This window comes from Micromonospora sp. NPDC005161 (assembly GCF_053599855.1).
This window is the reverse complement of the sequence record NZ_JBSFYQ010000064.1, coordinates 1-23730: the sequence shown is the minus strand read 5'-3', so window position 1 is coordinate 23730 and position 23730 is coordinate 1. Positions and strand designations below refer to the sequence as shown.

28 protein-coding genes and 5 pseudogenes are annotated in these 23730 nt (G+C 69.0%); 8 read left to right on the top strand and 25 right to left on the bottom strand.

Annotated features, from left to right (window positions below; translation table 11 throughout):
- Positions 1-542 precede the first annotated feature (542 nt).
- The 6 genes from ACWD5O_RS34260 to ACWD5O_RS34235 all read right to left on the bottom strand — a co-directional run bounded on the left by ACWD5O_RS34260 (position 543) and on the right by ACWD5O_RS34235 (position 6313).
- Positions 543-1607, bottom strand: coding sequence for an ABC transporter substrate-binding protein (locus tag ACWD5O_RS34260; RefSeq protein ID WP_450087832.1), 1065 nt, complete (start codon positions 1605-1607; stop codon positions 543-545).
- 66 nt (positions 1608-1673) lie between these two features.
- Positions 1674-2531 carry an ABC transporter permease gene (locus tag ACWD5O_RS34255; RefSeq protein ID WP_449940440.1) on the bottom strand — a complete coding sequence of 286 codons (858 nt, stop codon included), beginning with the start codon at positions 2529-2531 and terminating at the stop codon, positions 1674-1676.
- On the bottom strand, positions 2528-3295 hold the full coding sequence (locus ACWD5O_RS34250; RefSeq protein WP_449940437.1) for an ABC transporter ATP-binding protein: 768 nt from the start codon (positions 3293-3295) through the stop codon (positions 2528-2530). Before ACWD5O_RS34250 ends, ACWD5O_RS34255 begins: the two co-directional genes overlap by 4 nt.
- Positions 3292-4227: a DUF6282 family protein gene (locus tag ACWD5O_RS34245; protein ID WP_450087831.1), complete on the bottom strand. Its 936-nt coding sequence runs from the start codon at positions 4225-4227 to the stop codon at positions 3292-3294. Before ACWD5O_RS34245 ends, ACWD5O_RS34250 begins: the two co-directional genes overlap by 4 nt.
- Positions 4228-4304: 77 nt before the next feature.
- On the bottom strand, positions 4305-5030 hold the full coding sequence (locus tag ACWD5O_RS34240) for a GntR family transcriptional regulator (RefSeq protein WP_354967914.1): 726 nt from the start codon (positions 5028-5030) through the stop codon (positions 4305-4307).
- Positions 5031-5086: 56 nt separating this feature from the next.
- Positions 5087-6313: an amidohydrolase family protein gene (locus tag ACWD5O_RS34235; protein WP_450087830.1), complete on the bottom strand. Its 1227-nt coding sequence runs from the start codon at positions 6311-6313 to the stop codon at positions 5087-5089.
- Between the two features lie 38 nt (positions 6314-6351).
- Between ACWD5O_RS34235 and ACWD5O_RS34230 the strand changes: the two genes are divergently transcribed.
- Positions 6352-7008, top strand: coding sequence for a GntR family transcriptional regulator (locus ACWD5O_RS34230; protein WP_354967893.1), 657 nt, complete (start codon positions 6352-6354; stop codon positions 7006-7008).
- 41 nt (positions 7009-7049) lie between these two features.
- Here ACWD5O_RS34230 and ACWD5O_RS34225 read toward each other — a convergent pair whose 3' ends face one another.
- The 4 genes from ACWD5O_RS34225 to ACWD5O_RS34210 are packed head-to-tail and all read right to left on the bottom strand — an operon-like array spanning position 7050 to position 10374.
- Positions 7050-7862, bottom strand: a complete 813-nt coding sequence (locus tag ACWD5O_RS34225) for a DUF1932 domain-containing protein (protein WP_449940428.1) — start codon at positions 7860-7862, stop codon at positions 7050-7052.
- Positions 7863-7913: 51 nt separating this feature from the next.
- The gene (locus ACWD5O_RS34220; protein ID WP_450087829.1) at positions 7914-8993 is read right to left on the bottom strand and encodes a 4-oxalomesaconate tautomerase; all 1080 of its coding nucleotides are present in this window, start codon (positions 8991-8993) and stop codon (positions 7914-7916) included.
- Complete coding sequence (locus ACWD5O_RS34215; protein ID WP_354967890.1) at positions 8990-9694, bottom strand: 4-carboxy-4-hydroxy-2-oxoadipate aldolase/oxaloacetate decarboxylase; 705 nt, start codon at positions 9692-9694, stop codon at positions 8990-8992. The genes ACWD5O_RS34220 and ACWD5O_RS34215 overlap by 4 nt, the downstream gene beginning before the upstream one ends.
- Positions 9691-10374 carry a GntR family transcriptional regulator gene (locus ACWD5O_RS34210; protein WP_387329244.1) on the bottom strand — a complete coding sequence of 228 codons (684 nt, stop codon included), beginning with the start codon at positions 10372-10374 and terminating at the stop codon, positions 9691-9693. Before ACWD5O_RS34210 ends, ACWD5O_RS34215 begins: the two co-directional genes overlap by 4 nt.
- A gap of 201 nt (positions 10375-10575) precedes the next feature.
- On the opposite strand from ACWD5O_RS34210, the gene ACWD5O_RS34205 reads away from it, so the two are divergent.
- On the top strand, positions 10576-11661 hold the full coding sequence (locus ACWD5O_RS34205; protein ID WP_450087828.1) for an IS110 family transposase: 1086 nt from the start codon (positions 10576-10578) through the stop codon (positions 11659-11661).
- A 333-nt stretch (positions 11662-11994) separates the two neighbouring features.
- On the opposite strand, the gene ACWD5O_RS34200 is transcribed toward ACWD5O_RS34205, so the two are convergent.
- The 7 genes from ACWD5O_RS34200 to ACWD5O_RS34170 all read right to left on the bottom strand — a co-directional run bounded on the left by ACWD5O_RS34200 (position 11995) and on the right by ACWD5O_RS34170 (position 16087).
- Positions 11995-12363, bottom strand: a complete 369-nt coding sequence (locus ACWD5O_RS34200; protein ID WP_450087827.1) for a hypothetical protein — start codon at positions 12361-12363, stop codon at positions 11995-11997.
- 839 nt (positions 12364-13202) lie between these two features.
- Positions 13203-13742, bottom strand: a complete 540-nt coding sequence (locus tag ACWD5O_RS34195; RefSeq protein ID WP_450087826.1) for an SUKH-4 family immunity protein — start codon at positions 13740-13742, stop codon at positions 13203-13205.
- Positions 13739-14278, bottom strand: coding sequence for an SUKH-4 family immunity protein (locus ACWD5O_RS34190; protein WP_450087825.1), 540 nt, complete (start codon positions 14276-14278; stop codon positions 13739-13741). The genes ACWD5O_RS34195 and ACWD5O_RS34190 overlap by 4 nt, the downstream gene beginning before the upstream one ends.
- Positions 14275-14850, bottom strand: coding sequence for an endonuclease (locus ACWD5O_RS34185; protein WP_354967886.1), 576 nt, complete (start codon positions 14848-14850; stop codon positions 14275-14277). Before ACWD5O_RS34185 ends, ACWD5O_RS34190 begins: the two co-directional genes overlap by 4 nt.
- Positions 14843-15337 (bottom strand): WXG100-like domain-containing protein, encoded by a 495-nt coding sequence (locus ACWD5O_RS34180; protein ID WP_354967885.1) that lies wholly within the window; start codon positions 15335-15337, stop codon positions 14843-14845. Before ACWD5O_RS34180 ends, ACWD5O_RS34185 begins: the two co-directional genes overlap by 8 nt.
- Positions 15338-15341: 4 nt before the next feature.
- Entirely contained in the window at positions 15342-15665 is a 324-nt protein-coding gene (locus ACWD5O_RS34175; RefSeq protein ID WP_354967884.1) for a WXG100 family type VII secretion target, read from the bottom strand.
- Positions 15662-16087 carry a YbaB/EbfC family DNA-binding protein gene (locus ACWD5O_RS34170; RefSeq protein ID WP_354967883.1) on the bottom strand — a complete coding sequence of 142 codons (426 nt, stop codon included), beginning with the start codon at positions 16085-16087 and terminating at the stop codon, positions 15662-15664. The genes ACWD5O_RS34175 and ACWD5O_RS34170 overlap by 4 nt, the downstream gene beginning before the upstream one ends.
- A 582-nt stretch (positions 16088-16669) precedes the next feature.
- Between ACWD5O_RS34170 and ACWD5O_RS34165 the strand changes: the two are divergent.
- Both ACWD5O_RS34165 and ACWD5O_RS34160 read left to right on the top strand, forming a co-directional pair.
- A pseudogene (locus ACWD5O_RS34165) lies at positions 16670-16987 on the top strand (transposase); the annotation flags it as partial.
- A 59-nt stretch (positions 16988-17046) separates the two neighbouring features.
- Positions 17047-17291: pseudogene (locus ACWD5O_RS34160) on the top strand (helix-turn-helix domain-containing protein); the annotation flags it as partial.
- Between the two features lie 257 nt (positions 17292-17548).
- On the opposite strand, the gene ACWD5O_RS34155 reads toward ACWD5O_RS34160, so the two are convergent.
- The 5 genes and pseudogenes from ACWD5O_RS34155 to ACWD5O_RS34135 all read right to left on the bottom strand — a co-directional run bounded on the left by ACWD5O_RS34155 (position 17549) and on the right by ACWD5O_RS34135 (position 19758).
- Complete coding sequence (locus ACWD5O_RS34155) at positions 17549-18253, bottom strand: hypothetical protein (RefSeq protein ID WP_450087824.1); 705 nt, start codon at positions 18251-18253, stop codon at positions 17549-17551.
- A 226-nt stretch (positions 18254-18479) separates the two neighbouring features.
- A complete protein-coding gene (locus ACWD5O_RS34150; protein WP_354967881.1) occupies positions 18480-18629 on the bottom strand; it encodes a hypothetical protein in 150 nt (49 codons plus the stop codon).
- Between the two features lie 110 nt (positions 18630-18739).
- Positions 18740-18901, bottom strand: coding sequence for a hypothetical protein (locus ACWD5O_RS34145; protein WP_354967880.1), 162 nt, complete (start codon positions 18899-18901; stop codon positions 18740-18742).
- A gap of 108 nt (positions 18902-19009) precedes the next feature.
- Positions 19010-19299: pseudogene (locus tag ACWD5O_RS34140) on the bottom strand (hypothetical protein); the annotation flags it as partial.
- A gap of 255 nt (positions 19300-19554) precedes the next feature.
- Positions 19555-19758 carry a hypothetical protein gene (locus ACWD5O_RS34135; protein WP_354967879.1) on the bottom strand — a complete coding sequence of 68 codons (204 nt, stop codon included), beginning with the start codon at positions 19756-19758 and terminating at the stop codon, positions 19555-19557.
- A gap of 192 nt (positions 19759-19950) precedes the next feature.
- Between ACWD5O_RS34135 and ACWD5O_RS34130 the strand changes: the two genes are divergently transcribed.
- Positions 19951-20220 carry a hypothetical protein gene (locus tag ACWD5O_RS34130; RefSeq protein WP_354967878.1) on the top strand — a complete coding sequence of 90 codons (270 nt, stop codon included), beginning with the start codon at positions 19951-19953 and terminating at the stop codon, positions 20218-20220.
- Positions 20221-20284: 64 nt separating this feature from the next.
- On the opposite strand, the gene ACWD5O_RS34125 is transcribed toward ACWD5O_RS34130, so the two are convergent.
- Positions 20285-20512, bottom strand: a complete 228-nt coding sequence (locus tag ACWD5O_RS34125) for a hypothetical protein (protein WP_450087823.1) — start codon at positions 20510-20512, stop codon at positions 20285-20287.
- A gap of 120 nt (positions 20513-20632) precedes the next feature.
- Between ACWD5O_RS34125 and ACWD5O_RS34120 the strand changes: the two are divergent.
- Positions 20633-20794, top strand: a pseudogene (locus tag ACWD5O_RS34120) (nucleotidyl transferase AbiEii/AbiGii toxin family protein); the annotation flags it as partial.
- Positions 20752-21180 carry a hypothetical protein gene (locus tag ACWD5O_RS34115; RefSeq protein ID WP_354967877.1) on the top strand — a complete coding sequence of 143 codons (429 nt, stop codon included), beginning with the start codon at positions 20752-20754 and terminating at the stop codon, positions 21178-21180. The pseudogene ACWD5O_RS34120 and the gene ACWD5O_RS34115, both read left to right, overlap by 43 nt.
- Positions 21181-21581: 401 nt before the next feature.
- Here ACWD5O_RS34115 and ACWD5O_RS34110 read toward each other — a convergent pair.
- Together ACWD5O_RS34110 and ACWD5O_RS34105 are read right to left on the bottom strand one after the other, a co-directional pair.
- Positions 21582-22199 (bottom strand): annotated as a pseudogene (locus ACWD5O_RS34110) (IS6 family transposase); the annotation flags it as partial.
- Between the two features lie 58 nt (positions 22200-22257).
- Entirely contained in the window at positions 22258-22503 is a 246-nt protein-coding gene (locus tag ACWD5O_RS34105) for a DNA ligase-like domain-containing protein (RefSeq protein WP_354967876.1), read from the bottom strand.
- 384 nt (positions 22504-22887) lie between these two features.
- Here ACWD5O_RS34105 and ACWD5O_RS34100 point away from each other — a divergent pair, with 384 nt between their 5' ends.
- A complete protein-coding gene (locus ACWD5O_RS34100) occupies positions 22888-23472 on the top strand; it encodes a hypothetical protein (RefSeq protein WP_450087822.1) in 585 nt (194 codons plus the stop codon).
- Positions 23473-23730: the final 258 nt, after the last annotated feature.

The window sequence follows — 23730 nt, the reverse complement described above, 5'->3', positions numbered from 1 at the left end:
TCCGTTGAGTACTCGGCCTGGCGGCGTTCGGAGTCGTCGACATCCCCGTCGACCACCTTGCGAAGGGCCGCAACGACATCATCGCTGCGCCCCGGTGCACGCACCGACTTCATTCGTGCCCTTCTTTCGTCAATACATGGGCGATGCATTGCGCAGCGGCCCGCGGGAGCCGTCATCCAATGCGGAGTCGGTCGCCTCGTGTAGGCGTTCGATGGTGATCTTCGCGTCGACGACGAAACCTCGCGCACGATCATCGCGGGAAAGGGAGCGGGAGCCCGAATCGGTCCGATGTGGAGTGCCCGCACTCGTTTCCACGTGCTCATCCGACGCGCGTCCATGCCGCCGATCTTGATGACGTCCTTCGGTACGGACCAGTCCGAGCACGGCAGAATCCCGCAACGCCGGTCGTTGCCCGTACCCATGATCGACGCGCACATCCCTGCCGCGCCGCGCCAACTCGAAATCGATCTTGGTTCCGGCTCTCCTTGCCGACCGGACCCGTTGCGACGGGTCCGGTCGGCACGAAGGCGCCTGGTTCTTTCTCAGCCCTTGAGCGCGGAGGCGACCCACTGCGACGGAATGATTTCGGCAAACGGGGGCGTGGTAGGCACCAGGCCGGTCTGCCGGTGGAAGTCCGCCGAGACGTTGTAATTGGCCTCGGTGGGTGTCGGGGCCTCCGGGATCTCCGCCTGGAGGACCGGCACGAGTGCCTGTACCGTCTGGGCGTTCATCGTCTTCTGGTACTGCTGCAGCAGTTCGCTGGCCTTTGCCGGGTCGCCGTTGATGGTCTGCTCGGCCTTGGCGATGGCGCGCAGGAACGCGGCGACGGCCTTGCCCTTTCGGTCAATGACGTCCTGGGTGGTGAAGAGGGCACCGTGGATGACGTCCTTGAGAGCAGGGACGTCACCGCGAGCGGGCGAGATGTAGACACGACCGACACCGGTCGCCACGGCCTGCTGCCCGATCGGCTGGAAGAACGACAGGGCGTCGACCCGGCCGGCCTTAAGCGCACCGATCGCGGCGGACGCGTCGGCGCCGAGGTTGACCAGGGTCGCGTCCCTCTTGGGGTCCAAGTTCGCCTGCTTGAACAGGTAGTTCACCAGCGCCTCGGTGCCGCTGCCCGGCCCGGTCATGCCGATCTTCTTGCCGCGCAGGGCCTGGATCCGCTCGGTCAGCGGCGCGGGGTCGCCGGCGTTCGGGATCCCCGAGCCGGCGATGATGTCGACGTAGTAGGCGTCGACGAGGGAGCCGATCACACGCGCCTCGTTGTTGATCTTGTACAGGTTGAACGCGTCGGTCATCACGCCCCCGGCGACGTCGATGCTGCCGGACTGGACGGCGGCGGCGAGCTTGGCGCCGGTACCGAGCCTGGGCCGTTCTCCCAGGGTGAGCCCTTCGGCCTTGAAGTAGCCCTCGTGTTCGGCGACGAACAGCGGGAAGAACGCGACGGAGTCGCTGATCTGCCCGACGTTGAGGCGCATGGCGTCGGCGCCGGTGGCCGGCTCGCTGCTGCCGCCCTTGTTGGCGCAGCCGGCGGCGAACAGCGCCGCCGAGACGGCGACGATGGCCCCGAGACGGCGTAACAGGGATGTTTTGGTACGGGACATGGCGGACTCTTTCGACTGGGTGGAGAGGTGACGGGACTGCTGCTCGTCTGGGCCGGGCACCGGTTGTCAGACCTCGGTGTCCAGGGGCTTCCAGCGGTTGGCCCGCTTGCCTAGGAGGTTGACGATGGCGTTCAAGACGGCGGCGATGACGCTGAGCACGACGAGGGTGGCGAACACCCCGTCGGTGTCGAACTTCGCGGACGAGTCGCTGATCAGGTATCCGAGGCCGCGGTTGGATGCCACGAGCTCACCGATGACCGCGCCGATCAGCGCGTACGGGATGGAGACCCGCAGTCCGGTCAGCAGACCGGTCATCGAGGCGGGCAGGACGACCTTGAATGCGATGTCCCGGCGGGTGCCGTTCATCAGCCGTACGGCGTCGACCAGCGCGCGGTCGACTTCGTGCACGCCGGCTGCCGTGTTCAGGAAGACCAGGAAGAACACGGTGACGGCGGCGAGCAGCACCTTCATGTCGGTGCCGATGCCGAACCAGACGATGAACAGCGGCGCCAGGGCGACCTTCGGGATGGCGTAGAGCGCCATCAGGAACGGGTCCAGGATGTCCCAGACCACTCGGACGGAGGCGATCAGGTAGGCCAGGGCGGCGCCGGATAGTGCGCCGACCAGGAAGCCGAGCACGATCTCCTGCACGGTGATCCAGGTGTTCGACCACAGCGTGCCGTCGGCGATCCAGTCGCCGAGCCGGGTGGCGATGCCCTTTGGGCTGCTGACGAACTGCGGGTCGAGGACGGGTCCCGACAGTGCCTGCCAGACCACCAGCAGGGCGACGAGCAGGCCGATGCGCCATCCCCAGATCAGCGCCTTGCGGCCGTGTCGCTGGCGCCAGGAGCGCCGGGACGTCTCCCGCAGGGGGCCCGCAGGCCTGGTGGTCGAGCCCACTTGCGGGGTCGTGGTAGCGCTCATCGCGCTCCCTCCTTGAGCGCCGCGGACAGCCGACGGTGCAGTTCGACGAAGTGTGGATCGACTCGGATGTCGTCGGGGTCGCGCGGGCGGGGCAGGTCCACCGGCTGGTCGAGCAGGATCGTTCCGATCGGCCCGAGCACCACGACGCGGTCGGCGAGGATCAGCGCCTCCTCGATGTCGTGGGTGACGAAGACGACGGTGCGCCCGCTGCCGGACCACAGCCGCAGTAGTTCGCCCTGCAGTTCGGTGCGCAGTTGCGCGTCGAGCGCTCCGAACGGCTCGTCGAGCAGCAGCGTCTCCGGGTCGGCACAGAGCATCCGGGCCAGGCTGGCGCGCCGGCGCATGCCACCGGACAGCTCGCGTGGGTAGTGCCGCTCGAAGCCGTCCAAGCCGACGAGCTTGATCAGCTCGGCGGCGACCGCAGCCCGTTCCTTCTTGCTTTCCCCGCGCAGTTCGCGGGGCATCTGCACGTTGCGGGTGACGTCACGCCACGGCATCAGCGTGTCGTGTTGGGTCAGGTAGCCGACCTGCGTGTTGGGTCCGCGCATCGGCTTGCCGCCGTACGTGATCTGCCCGCTGGTCGGCGGGGTCAGCCCTGCGAGGAGGTTGAGCAGGGTCGACTTGCCGCAACCGCTGCGTCCCAGCAGCACCAGGAATGACCCCTGCTCGACGGTCAGGTCGACGTCGCGGAGCGCGATCAGTTCCTCGTCGTCCTTGCGGAAGTGCTTGGACAGTCCCTGCACCTCGATGACGGCGGCGCTCATGCGGTCACCGCCGACGGCGCCGCCGCGACGCGGCGGGTGTTCGTCACTGCCATCACGTGTACCTCGTCCTCGGTGAACCCGGCCTCGAGCAGACGGTCGGCCAGCAGCGCGAGGCCGTCTTCCACGGGGGGGTTGAACGGCTGGCCGAGGTCGGAGGAGAGCAGCGAGTGCTCGGGGCCGACCTGGCGGATGTGGTCGAACAGCGTGTCCCAGCGGACCTTTCCGGTGTACGGGGTGGTGAAGCAGCGTTCCATCAGCGCGCCCCGCTCGGCCAGGTGCCGCTGCACCTGGACCGACAGTCGCTGGGAGGTGAACTCAGGGTGGGTGACGACGATGCGCCGCACCCCGAGGTCGGCGGCCGCGTCGACGACCGTGGTGATTTCGTCACCGGACAGGTGCCCGGTTGCCAGCACCATGTCGTGCTTGGCTATGACGCTCAGCACCTCTCGTAGCGCCGGCACGATCGCGCCGCCGGAGTCGACGACGTCGATCGCCGGGGCCATGATGCCCTGCTCGGCCAGGTCGGCCTGCAGTTGCGCCCACATCGGCGGGGTGGCGCCCTCCGGCTCGCAGGCCTGGCACTCCCGCTGGTTGGCGCAGTCCACGGTGGGCAGCCAGACGATCCGCGCGCCCTGCCGGCCCGCGATCTCCACTGCCACCGGGTTGAGTCCGCCGACCGAGCCGTTCAGCGTGAGAGCGCCGAGCACGTCCACCCCGGGTACGGCGTTCCGCACCACTTCGGCCCGCTCGGCAGTGGGCACGTAATGGGATTTCAGTACGAAGCCCGCCAGGCCGACCTCGGCGAACCGGCGCGCCAACGAGACGTCGTCGATGCGCCGGCGCATCACGTCCGGCGCGACGTGGATGTGTGTGTCGTACGCCCCGGCGACGAGTTCACGGGCTCGGGCCGAGGGGGTGGGATGGTTAGTCACGGAGCCTCCAAGGGGCATCTGGCCCGCGACGTACGCGCCGCGGTGGCTGGTCGAGCTGGGGTGATGGGGATCGCGATTCAGAAGTGGACGAGGTCGGGTCGAGGGCCGCGGTGCTGCGCGCGGGCGGACGTCATCTCGCGTAGGGTGTCGGCGACGTGGGACAGGTGGTAGCGCATCGCGGCCTCGGCGGCGTCCGGGTCAGCCGTCTCGATGGCGTCGACGATCCGGGTGTGCTCGACGAAGGACCGGGCGGACCGTCCGGGAACCAGCACCGTGCGATATTGGAAGCGCACCATCTGCGCCTTGAGCCCGGCGATGAGCCGAGTGGCCGTCTGATGCCGGGACGCCTCGATGATCTTCGCGTGCATCCGGGCGTTGCCGTCCGAGTACGCCAGCAGGTCGCCCGCCTTCAGGCAGGCCGACATCTGCGCGAGCGTCTCGCGCATGAACGCGACCTCCGCCGGCGTGGCATGCAGAGCGGCCTCGCGGGCAGCGAGTGCCTCGAGCGCGCCGCGCGCCTGGGTGATCTCCAGGGCCTCGGTCTCGGTCACCATTCGCACCCGGGCTCCGCGGTTCGGCTCGTGGACCACGAGCCCCTCCTGCTCGAGTCGGGCGAGCACGGTGCGGACCGCGGTGCGGCCCACCCCGAGCGTGACGGCCAGGTCGACCTCGACCAGCCGCTGGTTGGGCATCAGCCGCCCCCTGACGATGTCCTCGCGCAGTCTCGCGTACGCCTCGTCGGCGGCCATCCGCCCGCGGCCATTGCGGCCGACGGTCGTCGGCACCGACTGCGGCGGTGGCATGGCGTCCACGACGGCTCCTTCCATCAGCTTTGGGATCAAGCGGGGAGACGAGGCCCTCAACGGTTCCTGGCCTTCAGCGCCGCATCCAGTCGCCGGTAGACCCGGCGGGCGTTGCGCTCGTAGACCTTCTCCCGGTCGCCCGGCGCCAGGTGCAGCGCGTCCACGTACCGCAGGGTGTCGTCGAAGTGGTGGCCGGTCTGCGGATCGATGCCCCGGACCGCGCCGACCATCTCGGAGCCGAACAGGATGTTGTCGACGCCGATGACGCTGAAGAGCAGGTCGATGCCGGGCTGGTGGTACACGCAGGTGTCGAAGAAGACATTGTTCATGATCGACTCGTTCAGCGCGGGCCGATCGAGCATGTCCGCGAGCCCCCGGAAGCGGCCCCAGTGGTAGGGCACCGCTCCCCCACCGTGCGGGATGACGAACCGCAGGTCTGGGAAGTCCTTGAACAGGTCCGACTGCAGGAACTGCATGAACGCGGTGGTGTCGGCGTTGAGGTAGTGCGACCCGGTGGCGTGGAAGTTTGCGTTGGTCACCGCCGACACGTGCACCATTGCCGGCACCTGCAGCTCCACCATCGCCTCGTAGAACGGGTACCAGCTGCGGTCGGTCAGCGGCGGAGATGTCCAGTGGCCGCCGCTGGCATCGGGGTTGAGGTTGCATCCCACGAACCCGAGCTCCAGCACACAGCGTCGCATCTCCGCGACCGAGTGCGAGATGGGTACTCCGGGTGACTGCGGGAGCTGGCAGACCCCGATGAAGTTGTCCGGGTACAGCTCGACCACGCGCGCGATGAGGTCGTTGGAGACCTGTGCCCAGCGGCTGCTGACGGCCTCGTCACCGAAGTGATGGCCCATGGCCGAGGCACGCGGCGAGAAGATGGTCAGGTCGATCCCGCGCTCGGCCATCAGCCGCAGCTGGCTTCCCTCGATCGTCTCGCGGATCTCGTCGTCCGAGATGGCGGGGTAGGCCGGCGGTTCTTCGCCGGCACCGAAGGCCGCCTGCTGCGCCTCTCGCCACGACGTGTGCGCCTGCGGCGCGGTCGTGTAGTGGCCATGGCAGTCGATGATCACTTGTTCCAGGGCTCCTTGGGATCGGCTGATCGGCAGAATCAGCTCCGTTGCTCCGTTCACCGGCAGGCGATGTGATGCGGAGCCTGATGGCCTCCCGCGCGTCACGGCTCGCGAATTGCCGCTCGGCAACTGTGACCGTAACCACCACGCAACATTGTCGCAATAGCTGTCGAGCAGATTGTCGACAATTTTTCCCACAGCCTCCACAGAGGCCCTATACTCATCCGCGACTGAGGAGGTCCGGATTGGCCAAGACTCCCCGTGAGGGTGGCGTCGCCACGAAACTGGCGGCCGACGCACTGCGCGCCGCGCTGATGAACGGCGATCTCGCGCCCGGACAGCGGCTGGTGGAGGCAGAACTCGCCGAGTCGTTCAACGTCAGCCGCGCCAGTCTCCGCGCAGCGCTGTTCGACCTGGCCGCCGAGGGACTGGTCGAGCGCATCCCGAACCGCGGCGCCCGCGTGCGGGTCGTCTCCGTGGCCGAGGCGGTGGCGATCACCGAGTGCCGCATGGTCATCGAGGGCCTGTGTGCCGCCAAGGCGGCGGAACGGGTCACCGACGAGCAGATCGCCGTACTGACCGATCTCGGCGACCGGATGCAGCGTGCGGTCGCGGACGGCGATCCGATGAAGTACTCGGCGCTCAACCGGGAACTCCACCGCCTCGTACGCGAGTACGCGGCGCAGCCGGTGGCCTCGGGGCTGCTCGACCGGCTCAACGGTCAGCTGGTTCGACACCAGTTCCGGCTCGCGCTGCGCGCCGGTCGCCCGCAGGTCTCCCTCCGGGAGCACCTCGCGATCATCGACGCGATCGCACGCCGCGAACCCGCCGACGCGGAGGTCGCCGCGCGCGCACACCTGACCAGCGTCATCACGGCGCTGCAGCAGGCCGACGCCGAGTAGAGCCGGGCGGACCACCGATCGCCTGGCCGGCATCGGCGGGGCTATCGCCCGCCGTTGTCGCGCAGGTCGAGGAGCAGGTCGCGCGTCGCCGCACTGATCCGCGGCGGGACCCCCAGCTCCTCGAGCTGCTCGGTGGCAGCGGTCATCTCGTCCGCGCGCCGACGGGCGTGCTGGTGGGTCCCGTCAATCAACCTGTCGACGGTGCGCTGGTCGAAGCCGGCAAGCTCGGCGCTGATGTTGTCGCGCAGCCAGTCGGCGCAGCCTGCTGCCTCCGCGGCGGCCAGCGCTTCCACCACCGCCGCGGCCAGCCCCTTGTAAAAGACGCTGCGGAGCAGCTTGCGCGAGATGGCCCCGCCCGCAGGCCCCGGCTGGATCGCTACCTCCGCACCAAAGCCGGACAGGATGGCCGCGTACCGGTCGGCGGCGTCGCCGGCCACCAGCATGGGAGTATGCAGCCCCTTGCCAGGCACCGGCGCCATCAGCGCGACGTCGACGACCGGGATGGGCGCCCCGGCCGCCTCCGCGAGCGCCGCCTTGAGACCCGGCGAAGCGGTGTTGAGGTCGGCCCAGATCGTCCCCGGTCGTAGGGCAGGCAACGCGTTGCGCAGCGCATCCATCGCGTCGTGGGAGCTGTTGACACTGAGCACCAGATCGGCGTCGCGCACCGCGTCGGCCTCGTCGGCCCGCGGGTCGACGCCGTCGGCCGGCGTCACCTTCGGGTCGTAGCCCCGGACGTCGGCGCCGGCCGCTATCAGATCGCGGGCGATCTCCGAACCGGCCTCCCCGAGTCCGAGGACGGCGATGCGGATGGCCGTGCAGGCCTCGGGGTGAGCGGTCTCGTGCAGCGGGGGCATGCTGTCTCCATGTGGTCGATGAACGCAGGAATCACGGGTGGGGAGGAAAACTCAAGCGCGGGGGAAGGCGGTGCCCTCGAAGAGCTTGCGGGCAGTGCGTACGACGCCTGAGCGGACGACCCGCGGTGGGGAGACCCCGGCGTCGACTGTCACGTCCACGAGCAGGTGGCCGGTCGGGTGCTCCACATCTACCTGCGCGCGGTCGGCCGGCCAGCCCGCGGTGAGCTCGTGACCGACCGCGCCCGGCAGCAGCATGCCGGTGACGACGCTGACCGCGGCCAGCACGCCGATCGAGGTGTGCGGCTGGACGGGGATGAACGACCGGGTGCAGACCTGGCCGCCGTCGCGTGCGGCGGCGACCAGCGCCGTCTTCGGTACAGAGGACTGGCCCAGGTCCCCGAGCCCCATGAGTGCACCGGCTTTGATACGGATGGCGTCGATGCGCTCGAGCAGCGCGGCGTCGGCGGCCAACTGCTCGTGCGTCTCCTGACCGGTCAGGCCGAACGACTCGGCCAGCGCCACGACCAGCGGCATGCCGTTGTCGACGCAGGTCACGTCGATACCGTCGATCGAGTCCCGGACATTGGCGGTCGGCAGCAGTCTGCCCGTCGCTGACCCCGCCGTGTCGGTGAAGGCGAGAATGATCGGCGCCGCGGTGCCGGGAACCCCAGCGATCGCAACGTCGCCACGGTACTCGGGACGGCCACCCGGCGTCGGGAAGGTGGCCACCGCGACGCTGTCGGAGTTGACCATCCGGATCCGCACGCTGGTCTCGTGGAGTCCAGCCGGAACCAGTCCGCGCTCGACGGCGAAGGGTCCCACGCCAGCCAGAATGTTGCCGCAGTTCTGCCGGTCGTTGACCGTCGCGGTGTCGACGCCGAGCTGGAGGAACAGGTAGTCGACGTCCGCGTCCGGGCTCGCCGACCGGCTCACGACGGCGACCTTGCTGGTGAGCGAGGTGCTGCCGCCGAGGCCGTCGATCTGGCGCGGATCGGGGGTGCCCATCAACCGCAGCAGCAGATCGTCCCGCTCGGCCGGGTCGGCCGGCAGGTCAGCAGCCTCGAAGTACAGACCGCGGGAGGTGCCGCCGCGCATCATGGTGCAGCGCACCCCGGTGTCGTCGTAGCTCACCGCTCACCCTGGACATACTCGTCGTAGGAGACGTACTCGATGCCGAAGTCCTTGAGCTTGTCGCGTAGCCCGTAGCGGTCCAGGCCCAGCTGGCCCTGCTCGAAGGCGGCGCGGCTGGCGGCCTCCTTGTCCAACCGGGCCTGCGCGGCGGTCAGCGCCCGGGGCACGTCGCCCCTGGGTACGACCATGACGCCGTCGTCGTCCGCGACGATCACGTCGCCGGGATGCACGGTCTGCCCTCCGAGGACGATCGGTACGTTCACCGAGCCGGCCGTGGCCTTGACCGAGCCCTGCGCGCTGACCGCCCGCGACCATGCCGGAAACCCCATCTCACGCAGCTCCGCGACGTCGCGCACACCGCTGGCGAGCACCACTCCACGGACACCGCGCTTGGCCAAGGCGGTGGCGAACAGCTCACCGAACAGTCCGTCGGTGGAGGGCGAGTTGGTCGCGACCACCAGAACGTCACCGGGCCGACACTGCTCCACCGCGACGTGGATCATCAGGTTGTCCCCGGGCCAGCACAGGGCGGTGACGGCGGTACCGCCGACGCGCGCGCCCGGCCACGCGGGCCGGAACTCGGGACTCAGATAACCGACACGGCCCAGCGCCTCGTGCACGGTGGCGACACCGTACCCGCCCAGACGCTCCGCGTCGCCGACGTCGGCGCGCGGTGGATCGGTGACGACGACAGTCCTCATGCGAGGGTCTCCTTCTCCAGTAGGAACATCAGGCGCTCTTCTCGCTCCGGGCGACGACCACGCTGCTCAGGTGGATCCGGGCCGCCGCCTCCGCAGACTCCGGATCCCGCCGTGGTTGCCTCCAGGACGGCCGTGAGGCCGGCCAGCGAGACCTGCGGCCGCCCGGGCCGCAGCGACAGCCGGAACTGGTGGAGGACGATCTGCGCCTGGAGGCGCTCGATGAGCGCGGCCGCCGTGGGCTGGCGCACGGCCTGACGGATCAGCCGGTGCAACTCCTGGATGAGCGCCGAGTTGCGCATCAGTTCGCCCGCCTGCACGGCCTCTCGCATCGGGCCGACATGGGCGCGCCGTTCGGCTACCTCAGCGTCCGTGGCGTGCTGCGCGGCCTTCGCCACGGCCAGGCCCTCAAGCGCCATCCGACACTCGGTGATCGCCACCGCCTTTGCGGCAGAAACCGTGCGCACACGGGCGCCCCGATTGGGGATCCGCTCGACCAACCCTTCGGCCACCAGGGAGTCCAGGGCGAGCCGGACGGCATTGCCGGAGGCACCGAGCAGGCTCACGAGGTCAGCCTCGATTAGCCGCTGACCCGGGACCAGCTCGCCGCTCGTGATCGCTTCGCGCAACCACACCTGGGCCGCCTGCCGGCCGGCGGTCTCGCCGCTGACAGTCGTCTCCACGGCCCTCCCCCAGCAGATCCTGCGTCGACGCTAGGAGGTTGGCGACAGGATTGTCAACTCTTTTGTTGAAACACCGCACTCCACCGGCTAGACGGTATGAGCAGCCCGGTTGACCGGGCCGGGGCCTCACTCGCAACCTGACGTGGATTGCCGACGAGGAGTGGGCCCCGTCGGTAGTGCCGACATTTGCGGGAGGCCCCGGTGTTCAGTGAGCGTACGAGTGTTGGTCTGGACGTGCACGCGCGGTCGATCGTGGCCTGCGGTCTGGACACGGTGACCGGGCAGGTGATGCGGCGGCGGCTTGTCCCGTCGGCGGAGGCGGTCCTGGACTGGCTGCGGGAGTTGCCGGCGCCGGTGGCGGTGGCGTACGAGGCCGGCCCGACCGGGTTCGACCTGGCCCGGCAGCTGGTCGCGGCCGGGGTGCGGTGCGTGGTCGCGGCGCCGTCGAAGCTGCAGCGGCCAACGGGCGATCGGATCAAGACCGATGCCCGGGATGCGTTGCTGCTGGCCCGGTTGCTGCGGATGGACGAGATCGTGCAGGTCCGGGTTCCCAGCGTCGAACAGGAGGCGGCCCGGGACCTCGTGCGGGCCCGTGAGGATGCCCGGGGTGATCTGATGCGTTGCCGGCACCGGGTGTCCAAGCTGTTGCTGCGCCACGGCATCGTCTACTCCGGTGGTCATCCGTGGAACGGGGTCCACGAGACGTGGCTTCGGGGTCAGCGGTTCGACCAGCGTGGCATCCAGCTCGCGTTCGATGCGGACCTGGAGGCCATGCTGCTCACCTTGGACCGCCGTGACCGCCTCGACAAGGCCATTATCGAGATGGCCGCCAACGGTGAATACGCCGCCATCGTGCGGCGGCTGGGTTGCCTGCGTGGGGTGTCCACGTTGACCGCGTTCGGGCTGGCGGTGGAGGTCGGCGACTGGCATCGGTTCACCGGGGCCACGATCGGCGCTTACCTCGGCCTGGTTCCGACCGAATCGTCGTCCGGGCGGCAACGTTCCCAGGGCTCGATCACCAAGGCTGGCAACACTCACGCCCGGCGGCTGCTCGTCGAGGCCGCCTGGCACCACCGCCGCGACTACCGCAACCCCGGTGCCACGATGCGGGCCCGGTGGAAACTCGCCTCACCCGCGGCCACCGCGCGCGGGAACGCCGGCAATCACCGGCTGCATCAGCGGTGGGAGAACTTCGTCGCCCGGAAGAAGAAGACCGTGATCGCCAACGTCGCCGTCGCTCGCGAGCTGGCCGGATGGTGCTGGTCCCTGGCGGTCCTCGACGACTGACCCAACGCAGCACCCATGAGCAGCCAGGCGGTGCCGGCCGGACGTGGCAGCGCGTGGAGCGAACCCGCGTCAGTACTAAGAGCAGCAACGCTTTGCGGTGCCACGCTCGACTTTCTAGACCAGCGCGACGCTCCAGCCGAACAGCCCGTCCTGCAGGTAACCAATCCGCGTATATCAGTCTGACCGCGCGTCGCAAACGACACGCTCACGACCGACCGCACCGCCTGGCCCACAACGTAGAACAGCGGCCGGAACCCTCTTCTCCGGACGCCATCCCCGCCTTGCCTCTTGACAAACTGCTCTACATATCAGTACTCCAGCCGGGGATCGTGATCATGGCTCGATGAGGGCTTGTCGGGTGTAGTGGCTGGCCTTGGCTCGCGCTTGGTGACGGCGCCGGCGGATGGACCAGAGCAGCGGGTCGTAGCGGCGGCGGGCGCGTTCGATGATCAGGATGTTGAACAGGTGGCGTAGCTCGTTGACGGTCAGCGGGATCAGCCCGACCGGGTGGTAGCGGTGGCGGTGGCCGGCGGTCGCGGCGGCGAGGAAGGCGTGGGCGAGGATCGCGAGGGTGGTCCAGCGGTGCCAGGAGGTCCAGCGGCGGTTCTGGTGCTGGTCCAGGCCGAGTCCGGACGCCTCGCCGGGCCGGCGCGCGTTCTCCGTCCTCCACGAGTTGCGGGTTTGTGAGGCTGTATGGGTCACTCACCCGGACCTCAATCTCATTCACGAGAAGGAACCGGACGGTGGGGAGCGAGTGGAGCGGGGTCGAACCGCGGCAGGAGCCTCCGGTTGAGGGCGGGCCGCCGGAGGTGGTCGTCTTCGAGGTGGCCACCGCGAGGGGTGGGCCGGCGCACAGCTGCGTTACGTCGGCGGGCCGATGCAACGCCCGGGCGAGAGGCCAGACACCGGGAACCGATCCGACTCACCATGAGCTCTACAGATGCGTCCGGTCTCGAGTGGTACCAGAGGACGACGGCACGCTGCGCCGCTTGGTCGCCGATGACACGGTCTGGGACAAGCTTCTAGGGCTGTCGAGGGCGGTGCGGTGGCGTCTTCGCGGGAGACGGGCGCGGCAGCGGGCGATGGCCGCCACCGAGCGGAGGCACCCGAGGATCGGTGACGACCTTGCCCAGGCGTTGGTTAACACCGACACATGATCTTCGGACCACTGCCGCCCGGCGAGACCCCGGGGCGGGATGCAGACTTCCAAGGGGCGACTGACTTACGGTGTGTCGTCGAGGGGGCCGTTGCTCATTCACGATAATGCCGGGGACGGGAGTGATCAGCACGCCCGCGATCCTTCCCCGCACGGTGTCCGCACACCAGCACGGGCATTCGTTGATGCGGATCTTCGCCCGCGCCGCGCCGGCGGTCTTGCACGATGACCTTGGGGGTGAAGATGAGGAGCGTTCACAACCTGGGCGGGCAGTGAGTCCTACCCGGCACCGGGCCACCGGTCCGGTGTTGCGCCGGCCGGTGGTGCCGATGCTCGCCGCGCCCGTCGACCAGGTCCCCGAGGGCCCCCGATGCTACGCGGACCGTCACTGGCCAGTGGACTCCAGTTGGCCGAAGGCCATACTCCACCACGACTCCGGGTCGGTGAACGCGGACGGGTCCACCCTCATCAGGTCGGCGCGGATCGCGGCGGCGCGGGCCGCGCGCTCCCGGCCGCCCGGGTCGTTCTCCATCAATTGCCCGAGGCGGTACAGGAACTCGACGAACGCCGCGAACGTCGCGTTGACCTGCTCGAAGTTCGGCGACTCCAGGTCCAGCAGCGCGACGCTGCCGGTCAGCGTGTCCAGGCAGAACAGCAGGTGGCCGTCCTCGGGGGAACTGCCCAGCACGAGGTAGGTGCGCGGCCCGGCGTCGCCGATCTCGATGCGTAGCTTCGAGAACAGCTCCATGCCTTCGACGGCGACGTCGACAGTGAACAGGATCGGTACGTCCATCGGGAAGGCGCCGTTGGGCGGGAAGATCTCCGGCCGGATCGGGCCGAGGACGTCATCGAACCTGTCGACCGGAAAATGCAGCACGCCGTCGGCGCCCCACAGGCCGACGAGCTGCTCGTAGGTGGCGATCAATCGTCCGGCTCCTCGTCGTCCTCGTCTTCGGCGGTCAGCCCGTGCTCGTCGAGGAACTCCCACCACTCGTCGTCGGGTGCGACATCGACGTACAGGGGGCCGAACACGTAGCCGGCGAGAAAGTACTCGAGGTTCGGCATCAGCTCCTCGAACTCCTCCCGGGCGTAGAAGGGGTCGCCGCTGGTCCGCGGGAACCACCAGATCGCCCCGGTGTCGCGCCGCAGCAGCAGCGGCTCCCGGTCCAGGTCACCCAGGTAGTACCACTCGGCGGGCTCCTCGGCCACGCCGGTGAACTCAGGCATGCTGCCGAGCATGCCCCGCCGGTAGTCGACGTCGGCGGTGCCCCACAGTTCGAAGTCGCCGGCCCGGACGCCGTCGGCGACCTCTAGCAGCTCGCGGACCGGCTGCGGCACCTCGGCGGGGATCGTGTGGGCCGGCGCGCCCTGGCCGATCTGCGCCCACAGCAAGGTCGCGGGCTGGTCTGCCTCCAGATCGGCGCGCAACTCCACGATGAGTTCCCGCAGGTCGGGGTTCAAGGAATCACCTCTATTCGGATCGGCGTTCCGTCCGGCAGCTTCTGGATCTCCTGCCAGATCTCCCAGCCCATGTCCTGGTTCGTATGGGAGTCCAGAAGCCTCAGATTATCGACGGTGTCCGGACCGCCCAGTTGCGGATCCCAGACATGATCGGCGTCGAGCCGGCGCAGGCGGGCGAGAAGCTTGTTCGCCATGGCTTTGCCCTCCTCGGTGGCTTTGCCGCCCGGCGGCCAGTACTTGGCGAAAATCGCTTGCCGGATGCGTTCGCGGTACGCCTTGGTGAGCTCAGGGTCCTTGTCGAGGGGGTTTGCCTGCTTGAACAGCTTGCCCTCGTCACTGAGCTTCTTCAGCGCGTTGACCTTGCGGTCGAAGGGTCCCTTCTTGTACGACGGCTTGCGCTTGATCTTGAGGACGAATTCAGGCAGGTCGTTGTTGCGGGTCACCGGCGGCGCGGGAATCCGCTTCTTCGGCTTCTTGGCGGCGGCCTCGACCGCCTTGCCGACCAGCTTGCCGACCTTCGCCTTCGGCACGCCGCCGCGTGACTTCGAGCCCTTCGGCTTGGGGCTAGGCATCCATCAGCTCCGAGAGGACCTGGTCGATCAGCAGGCCGACGATCTCCCGCGTGATCATCTGGAAGATCGGGATCTCGGCGAGTGACGCACCGAAGGTGGCGACCGCGGTCGCGATGGCCTGCGCCACCTGGAACGCCAGAATCGCGAGCTGCACGATCACCTGGATCTTCAGGGCCAGCACAATCGCCGCACAGATGATCAGACCGGTGCCCACCAGCATCGCCGCCTGGGCGTAGTCCGGCAGCGTGCCCGGCCCGCTCTCGGCGTCCGTCCACCACCTCTGGAACGCCTGCAACGACTCACCGCTGTGCTGCGACCAGACTGCGGTCGCGGCCGACCCCGCTTGGCCCGCGGTGGTTGCGACGGTGCCGCCGAACTCGATCCAAGCCTGGCCCATCTCGAAGAGCTTCTCCTCGTCGGCCTCGGGCCATGTGTACCCGATCCAACCCAACGCGGTGATCAGCTCACCCGGCAACTGGAGTCCCATGCCGTCAGCCCAGCTGTCCGTGGAGGGCCTGGATCATGCCGGCCGTGTCCTGCTCGGCGGCCTCGTAGTTGTCGGCCATCAGCGTCAGGTCACTGCCCGCCGACCCGATCTCCTCGGCCGCCTCGCCGATGCAGTCGAGCACCCAGGCCGCGACCGCGGTGTACGCGACGCCGATCAACGACCCGATGTCGTCAGCGCCCCACGGCTCGCCGAACCCCTGCATCTGCGACTCGAAACTCTCCAGCTCACCAATGAACCCCTGGGCGACGCCGATCACGGCGTCCCCGCCGGACCGCAGCAACGCCGGATCGACCTCGAAGCCGCTCACCGCGAGCCTCCCCGCGGCATCCGCGTCTGCGCGTCGGTTAGCGCCTGCACGAACGCGCCCAGCCGCGGTACCGCCGTGTCCCGAATTTCCTGCAACTGCTCGGTGAGCTGCGACAGATCCCCGGCCGCCGGCACCGGCGCGGCGGCTCCGCGCATCGCGTCGATCCCCGCGTTCACCGCCTGGATGACGTGGTCGCCGACCTGCCCGGAGCCCAGCCGCATCAGCCGCGGGTCCCGGCTCAGCGCCGCCAACCCGCCGTTCGGGCCGAACTCGGCCTGCACCAGCCCGTTCGCCGATCCGCCGGTCCGCCGGCGGCGCGCGGTCTCCTCATCCTCCGGCTCAGGACTGGCAACCCGCAGCGCACCGACCGTCGCGTCCAGCATGCGGGCGAACTCTCCGCCCGCCGATTGATTCATTGGCATGCGTCCTCCCCGTTTGACCGGAGAATACAACCGAGTCGTCCTTTGTCGATGCCCGCTCAGGCGAGACAGAAGTCGTACCGCATCGCTACGGATCGCGCGTGACCGACTCCGGCGAAGCGTCCGCCGCAGCTTGACGGCTCGGGGGCGACGCGTTGTTTGATCGCCCTTGCGGTGGTCCTGCTTCGGCATTACCGCTCCGCCAGCCCATGACAAGGTTGAAGCCGCCTACGCCTCTGGCGGGTTTGCCCACGCTGGCGGCAGCCCCGCGCCACGACTGGGCGCAGCCGGGCCAGTTGTCTCAGCGCCCCAGGCAGCGCCGGTGTTCGGAAGCAGGAGACAGTGGGGCCCAACGTCCCCTGCTCCCCCTCTGCTCCAAAGGCAAGCCGCAAATACGGCGAAGCCCGTTACCGGCTACTCCGGCAACGGGCTTCTGACCTGCACATACTACGGCGGGCGATACTGAGATCGAACCAGTGACCTCGTCGGGGTGAATGTCGATCTCGCCTGCCGTCACGCTTCAACCGACGCCATCTGATGTCGTCGCGTGCGTCTCGGTCACCATAGAAGGTCGCCCGACGGTGGCTGGCGCACGCGCGGATCGCAGGCCGGTTCCGGCGTGCGGAACCGCGGGCTCGGGTGCGCCAGTACCTGTGCGGGTGGCCGCCGGGCTCTAGCGCAAGAACGGCTGGATCCTCGCCGAGCGGGCGGGTGAGGTGTCACCGGATGGGATGCAGTGGTTGCTGCGGTGGGCGGACTGGGATGTCGAGGCGGTCCGCGATGACGTGCGGGACTACCTGGTCGAGCACCTGGGCGACCCGCGGGGTGTGCTGATCGTCGACACACCGGCTTCCTGAAGAAGGGTGTCCCTCGGCGGGGGTGGCCCGGCAGCTCGCCGCCACCTAAGGGATGTCTCGTAACCCCGCGTCTGTCCGCTGAGGACGATCGGGCAGGATGCCGGGCTGCAGGTGATCACCGCAGCCCACCCTGACTGGATATTCCCGTTCACCGGGCTGCAGCCCGCCCAGTTCCGCAAGCTAGTCCGGCTAGTCGCCGAGGTTGTGGTCAAGGCATCGCCTACGGCCGACCGGGCTGGCAATGGGCACTCGACCTCGCCGACCGGGTGCTGCTGGTGACCGCCTACTGGCGTACGAACCTGACGATGCGCCAGATCGGTCCGCTGTTCGGCGTGTCGCACTCCGCTGCCCCGCATCACCGTAGGTCAGCGCGCTGTTCCGCGTCCGACTGCGGTGAGCACTTCGGCTGCGGTGACCACTTCTCCGACCTGCTCCCAATCTGCGCCCACATGCAAGTGTCGGCTCCGCCGGCCCTGTGGATCTAACGGTTTTTCCGGCCTGACCCGCCAGGCGTTGTGCCTGGTGAGGAGGGTGCCGTGACGACCGCGACACCGAACGACGGGACTGGACGCAAGAAACGACCTCCTCGTTCAACGCGGTCTCCAGGTCAGGTGGCCTTGACGAACGCCTCGGTGACGAGGGGATAGAGCTTGGCGACCATCGCCTGGGACTTCTTGAGGTCCCCGTCGCCGTCGGAGGCGTCCAGGTTGAGCACGTAGGAACCGCGCGCCATCATGATCGTGCACTGGCTGAGAGGGCCGTCGTCCGTCTGCTGGCGCTCGCAGAAGGTCACCACGTCCGGATTCGCCGGTACCCCGGCCGGGCTCCATGGCACGATCGTCGCGGTCCGGCCTTCGCCAGTCCGATACGACCGGCACGTCTGCAACACCGTTCGCAGCTCACCGATCAGCTTGCGGCCGGGCACGGTCAGGTAGCCGACGACGTGCTGGCGGATCCAGATCGGCGACTTCACCCAGCGGCGTTCGCGACCAGCGGAGGCGAGCCGATCCGACGGCAGGATGTCGCGACAGAGCGAACGCAGCCTCCAATCGTCGGAGTTCTCACTGGTGTGCTCCGCAGTCTCCTGGCGAAACGTCGACAGGTCCGCGAGCGCGAGCCGCGCCTGCCGGCCCGCCTCCTCCTTGTTCTTCGGCGCGGGTCGAGGCGGCGGCGGCGCCGGCTTGGCCGTCGGCGAAGCGGGGGCCGCCGCCGCCGCCTGCCACCGCGCCCCGGCCGGCTCCGCGGCGCCACAGGCTGCGAGCCCGCCTACGACCAGCAGCAACAGAATGATCGGCACAACAGGGCGACGCATCGCGGGGCGTTTCCTTCCGTAGGTGGACCGGGCCCGCCCGGGGCCCCCAGTCCACCTGCGTCGCCGCGCCTCGCCGCGTTACTTCAGGCCGGCAGGTAGTCGAAGGTGTCCGGGTCGGCGCCAGGCCGGCCGCGGTCCGACGTCGACGCCAAGGCGTAATCTTCGCGGCGGAGGCCCCGCAGGTACTGCCGTTTTGCGGGGCCTCATCCAACACCGGCGAACCGGATCAGGCGTACCGGGCGCCGTGGCGCTCCATCCGCGCCCGCACCTCGACGGCGTGCTCGGCGGCGATCTCCATGTCGGCGCTGGCCGAGCGCAGCAGCTCGGCAGCAGCCGAACCGGCGCGGCGAGGCGGGGGACCGGGCCGAGACGGCACCCGATCCCCGTCAGCCCGCTAGTTGCGGCGTGACCTCCCCGGCCGCCTCCGCAGCACGAACACGATCCCCCCGATCGAGCTACCCGCGATCGTGGCGATCGCCGGGATCGCTAGTGAGGCGGTGCTGCCCTCTCCGAGCCGCTCGCCAGCACGATCCAGAGCAACGCGCCGATGGAGATCACGGTGATGATCATCAGCGCCATGATCAGGACGTGCTCTGTGCCGCTCGTCGCGGTGGACTGGCGCCCGTCGCTGAGGTGTGGTGATGCCATCGGTGGAGGCAGCCATCCGTGTTTCTCGAACGAACGCCAGGCTGAGTCGAGCGGCGCTGACCACGTGTGCCCGAGAACCAGGTATGTCGTGGCGCACCGGGTGCCCTAGCGCTCCATCCGCGCCCGGACCTCAGCAGCGTGGTTTCTCGGCGATCTCCATGTCGGCGCCGGCCGCGCGCAGCAGCTCCACGGTCGGTCCGCCGATGCCCTGCGGATCAGCCATCGCGACGCCCGCCTGGATGCCGAGCAGCCTGGGGTCGCGAGTGACCGCGTGCACTGCGGCGATGGCGTCGGCGCGGGGCTTCCCCCGGTCGGTGCCGTGACCACCGGCCGGCGACGCCGGACAGCTCCGCGAGCACCAGCCGGTCCCGGGCGGGCAGTGACGGCACATGCACCATCCGACGACCGTACCTAGCCTGCCGGAGCCGAGGTGGCGAGCCTCGGCGCGCCGCTCAGCTCGTGATCGGCGCGCAGCCGGTACGCGCAGGGCCAGTACGCCTGACAGTCGCGGCACCGCCGAGCATCGTCATCGCATTGACGATGCCTGCCGGCGATTGCCAGCCAGTTCTCCATACCCCAATCCATGGGCTACACCTACCCGGGATGCAGCCAGGGCCAACCCTTCCGTGGCTAGGTGCTCACCCCGGACGGGTTCATCTGGCCAGGACAACAACCAGCGTGGCAAGGGCACCGAGCAGCAGGGTGACTCCGCCGAACATGACGTACGGCCACCGCTCACCGGAGCGCTGCGGCTGCGGCCGAAGAGGCTGGGTCGGCAGGTTCCATGCCGGAGGTGCCGCCACCCCGTTTCGGCCGGGCCAGCGCGGCGGGGGGTTGTGCGATGTCGAGTCAGCCATCGTGCAATGCCTCCGCTGGCGCGTGGTGCTGCGCTGTTCGGCTGTCATCCGGGCGGGACTCAAGGGATCGAGCGGTCCCGCTCGGTCGAAAGGTCGCGCACCTCGGCCTTCCAGCATTACAGGCGCTGCCCGTTTGCGCGCCGTTACACCCCCGGCGCGGCGATCATTCGCAAACCTTCCAGGGATGCAGACATGTCCGAGCTCAACCCCGCGCCGGCGCCGTCGCCCCGACCGATCGAGTCGAAGGTGAAGGCCGCGACGGTCGGCGCCGGCGGCAGCGCGGCCGTCATCACCTCGGCCGTGCTGTGGGCGATCGACGGGCTGTGGTTCAACAGCGGCGCCGCGCCGGACGTGCCGCTGCCGCTGGTCGGTGTCGTCGGCCTGGTCGTGACCGGCGTCTGCGCGTTCGTGGCCGGCTACTGGGCGAAGCACACCGCTCGGCCGGACCTCGGCCGCCCCTGATCTCCCCGCAAGACGAAGCGCCCCCGCTGGCTCCGGCCGGTGGGAGCGCTTCCTTCTGTTCGGGCTACTTCACCCGCCAGCGCGGCGGCACAGTCTCGCTCTCTGCCGCGTACTCCACAAAGACCGGCCGCTTCTTCGCGGGTACCGGGAAGGTGATCCAGCCACGAACGCACCGGCCCGGCGCCAACTCCTTCTCACCCCACGGGTACTCCGGGCCGGCGATCTGCAGCTGATCTACCAGACGGTGCTGAACCAGGCTAATTCGGCCACGGACCTGTGCCGGTGGCTGCACGGTCCGACGCTGCGCCGCTTGTGGTCAAGCTTGTGGCCCCCGGCCCGGCTGCGGGCGTATGGCAGGCACGCTTCCCTGAGCTGACCACGCCGCCCCAGGCGCTGGCCGGTTCACCTCCGCCTGGCGGAGATCGGGCTGCGGGTCGCTGCCCGCTACGGGTTCGCGTTGGCCGGCGGGTACGCCGTGCAGGCCCACGGCATCCTGGACCGCCCGAGCGAGGACGTTGACCTGTTCACTGCGTGGGAGCGACGTGGCGAGTTCGCCGCAGCAGTGGACGCCGTCACGCCGCCGCTGTCTGCCTGGTGCTGCTGCTCGGCGGCGCCGTGCTCTCCAGCGGCGGACTCGACGACATCCTCGACCAGGACCAGAACCAGGACCGGCTCGACGCCATCGGCGCGGTCTACCGCCAGGGCGAGAAGGCACGCCAGGCGTTGGAGGACTCCGGAATCACGCTGCCGACGGAGCCGACCTGCGAGGACGCCTTCCACCGCACCGGTGCCGACACCGAGCGCAGCTCGGTGACTCGGCGGACCGGTGACAACAAGGAAGACACGGCGTTCGCCGAGCTGCGCAAGTTGTCGTTCATCAACGGCATCCTCGGCCGGCCGAACAACCTGCCCGCCACCCCGCTGCCCTCGACCCCGGCGGCATCGACGTCGGCGAACTGACCGACCCGCACCCCCTCCGTGAGCAAGTGCGTATGGCTAATCGACGGCTTATTTGCGGATTAAATCCGCCAGAAGCGGCGCCCGAGGATCAGTGGGCGCCGATACTCTTCACCGCGCGGAAGGTCGGGGTCCGAAGGACCGCCGCTCCCGAGCCGCTCGAGGCAGTCGACCGCCAAGGGCAACGACCCCGGCCCTTCCGTCCAAACGTCAGCCGCCGGCGTTTCAGCGGATCGGTTTCGCGGCGTACGCCTTGCGCCGTACCGGCTTCACGCCCGCCGCGACCGCGGATCCTGCCCTGGTCCCCAGCACCGATCGAGCTGAACCCCGGGAACAGGCTCCCGCTCACCTGACTACTGCCGGCCAACGGTGGTTCAGGCCGTGGGTACGGCCGCCTGAATCGCAGCGAGAATGGCCAGGGACTTCGCGGCCAGAGTCGACGTTTGGAGCCCGCGCATCGGTCGTAACCGGTGCTTGAGCTGACTGTGATCGGCCTCGATCGGATTGTTCGCGTGCCGCTCGACATGGTGCCAGGCCGAGGAGATCAGGTCGTCGAAGACGGCGGGGTAGACCGGCGCGGCGTCGGTGACCACCTCGGTAGGCGTCACCTTCAGCACCCGCAGGGCCTTCTGGAAGAACCGCCGGGCCGCGGCGGCGTCACGGCGGGCCGAGACGGGCACGTCGATGACCTGACCGTGCTGGTCGACCGCCCGGTAGACGTACCGCCACACCCCGTTGACCTTCACATACGTCTCGTCGACGAACCACCGATCACCCGGGGCGTAGCGAGCGAACCAGGCGGCGTCGGCCAACAGCGGGGTGAACCGCTGCACCCACCGGAACACGGTGACGTGGTCAATCTCGACACCGCGCTCAGCCAGGACCTCCTCCACGTCACGGTAGGAGAGGTTGTAACGCAGGTACCAGCGGACCGCGACGACGATCACCTCTGCGGGGAACCGGAACCCGGTGAACGCCGACTTCGGCGGCGACCAGGGACGATGACGACTCGACCGCGGCACCCGTCAAGCCTGCCTCGATCCCTCGACACGGGCAACGCAACAGACCCCATCCCGTCGATCAGGGGTCCCATCGGGGGCACAACTCCACACCCCCGATCCCGGCCGCGGTGTAGGTGGTCAGCCACTCCCCGACCTCGTCCATGTCGGTGGTCTGCGGCCTGAGGGTCAGCTGCGCGGGCGCATCCTCGAACAGCTCCGCCAGCCGGGCCCGTCGCTCGAACAGCGGCGCGTTGACCACGACCTGGCCGCCAGCGTCGGCGAGCAGATTCCATAGGATGTACTGCGCCGGGTGTTCCCGCGCCATACATCAGCAGGCTCCGGGCCGGCGGTGATCCGGCGCTGCAGCCGGGCGAAGCTGGTCCGCCCCCGCTCCCACACGATTAGCTTCCCGTCGGGGATCACCCCCTGCGGGAGGGTCTGGCGGATCGCCCGGGTGATGTCCGGGAGGTACGGCTCAGTTTCTTGCCGGCGCGCGACTTGTGAACTGGCGCGAGGGGTCGGAGGTGCGCTGGTCGGTCCGCACCCGGTTCGGGCGCAAGGGGCCAGGATTGTTATCTAAAGATCATCGGGTACAGATCCGGCCGAACCGAGCGCGAGAACGGGTGCGAAGGCAACCGAGATCTGAGCGCGATCGGGGGGTGATGCGCGTGCCCCATCCTGCCGTTGTCGATCAGTCGAGGAGGTGGCCATGGACTGGATCCGAACGAATGTGAGTCCGCTGGCGTTCGTTGCTGTCGCTCTCCTGTTCGCCCTGCCGGTCGCGGAGCTGAAGGGTGAGGCCGAGGAGTGGCGTGTGGCGGTGACCTGGACTGGTTGGGGATTGACCGTCGGTGGCGGGGGTCAGGTTCACCTGGAGACGCTGCTCTGGGATGGCGATCTTGGTCGGTACGTCATGCAGGAGGTGCCGAACGAGGCGCCGCAGATCGGTCCCGAAGAGCCCATTTACCTGCCGGGGCAACCGCTCTTCATGGTCGCCGCGCTGGGTGTCGCGGCCGGCGTGCTTGCCCGGATCCTGGCCAGTGTCAGTTCCCGCCTGGTGGTGTCGGCGGTAGCGGCGTTCGTCGCGGCGGGGGCGCTTGCGCTCGGCCTGCGGGGCGTACTGCGTCGCTTTGATCCGCCACCCTTCGACGAGGCCATGTCCGCCGTACCGGCCGTCGGGTTCTGGCTGACGGTTGGCGTCCTGGCACTGCTCGGCGTCGGCAATGTGATCGTGGGGTACCGGTTGTGGAGGCGTGCCGAAGCAGCGGTAATTGACGGCAACGTGCCGAGATGAGAACAGACAACGCGACCGCTCCCGGCCGATGATCCGAGGTGACCGACGCAGCCGCACGTCCCCGGACGGACAGCGCTTGTAAGCGAGGCATCCGCCCGCAGCGAGGCAGCGAGAAGGCAACAGACGCCTCGATCGAAGCCGACACCGCAAGCCACGAAATGATTAGCCTCGCGCCTTCATGAAGGCTGGCGGTGGTGGCGGGTCGTGAACGTGAAAATGCCCTCTGGGCTGGGATGATGGGACTTGTCGAGGGTCACA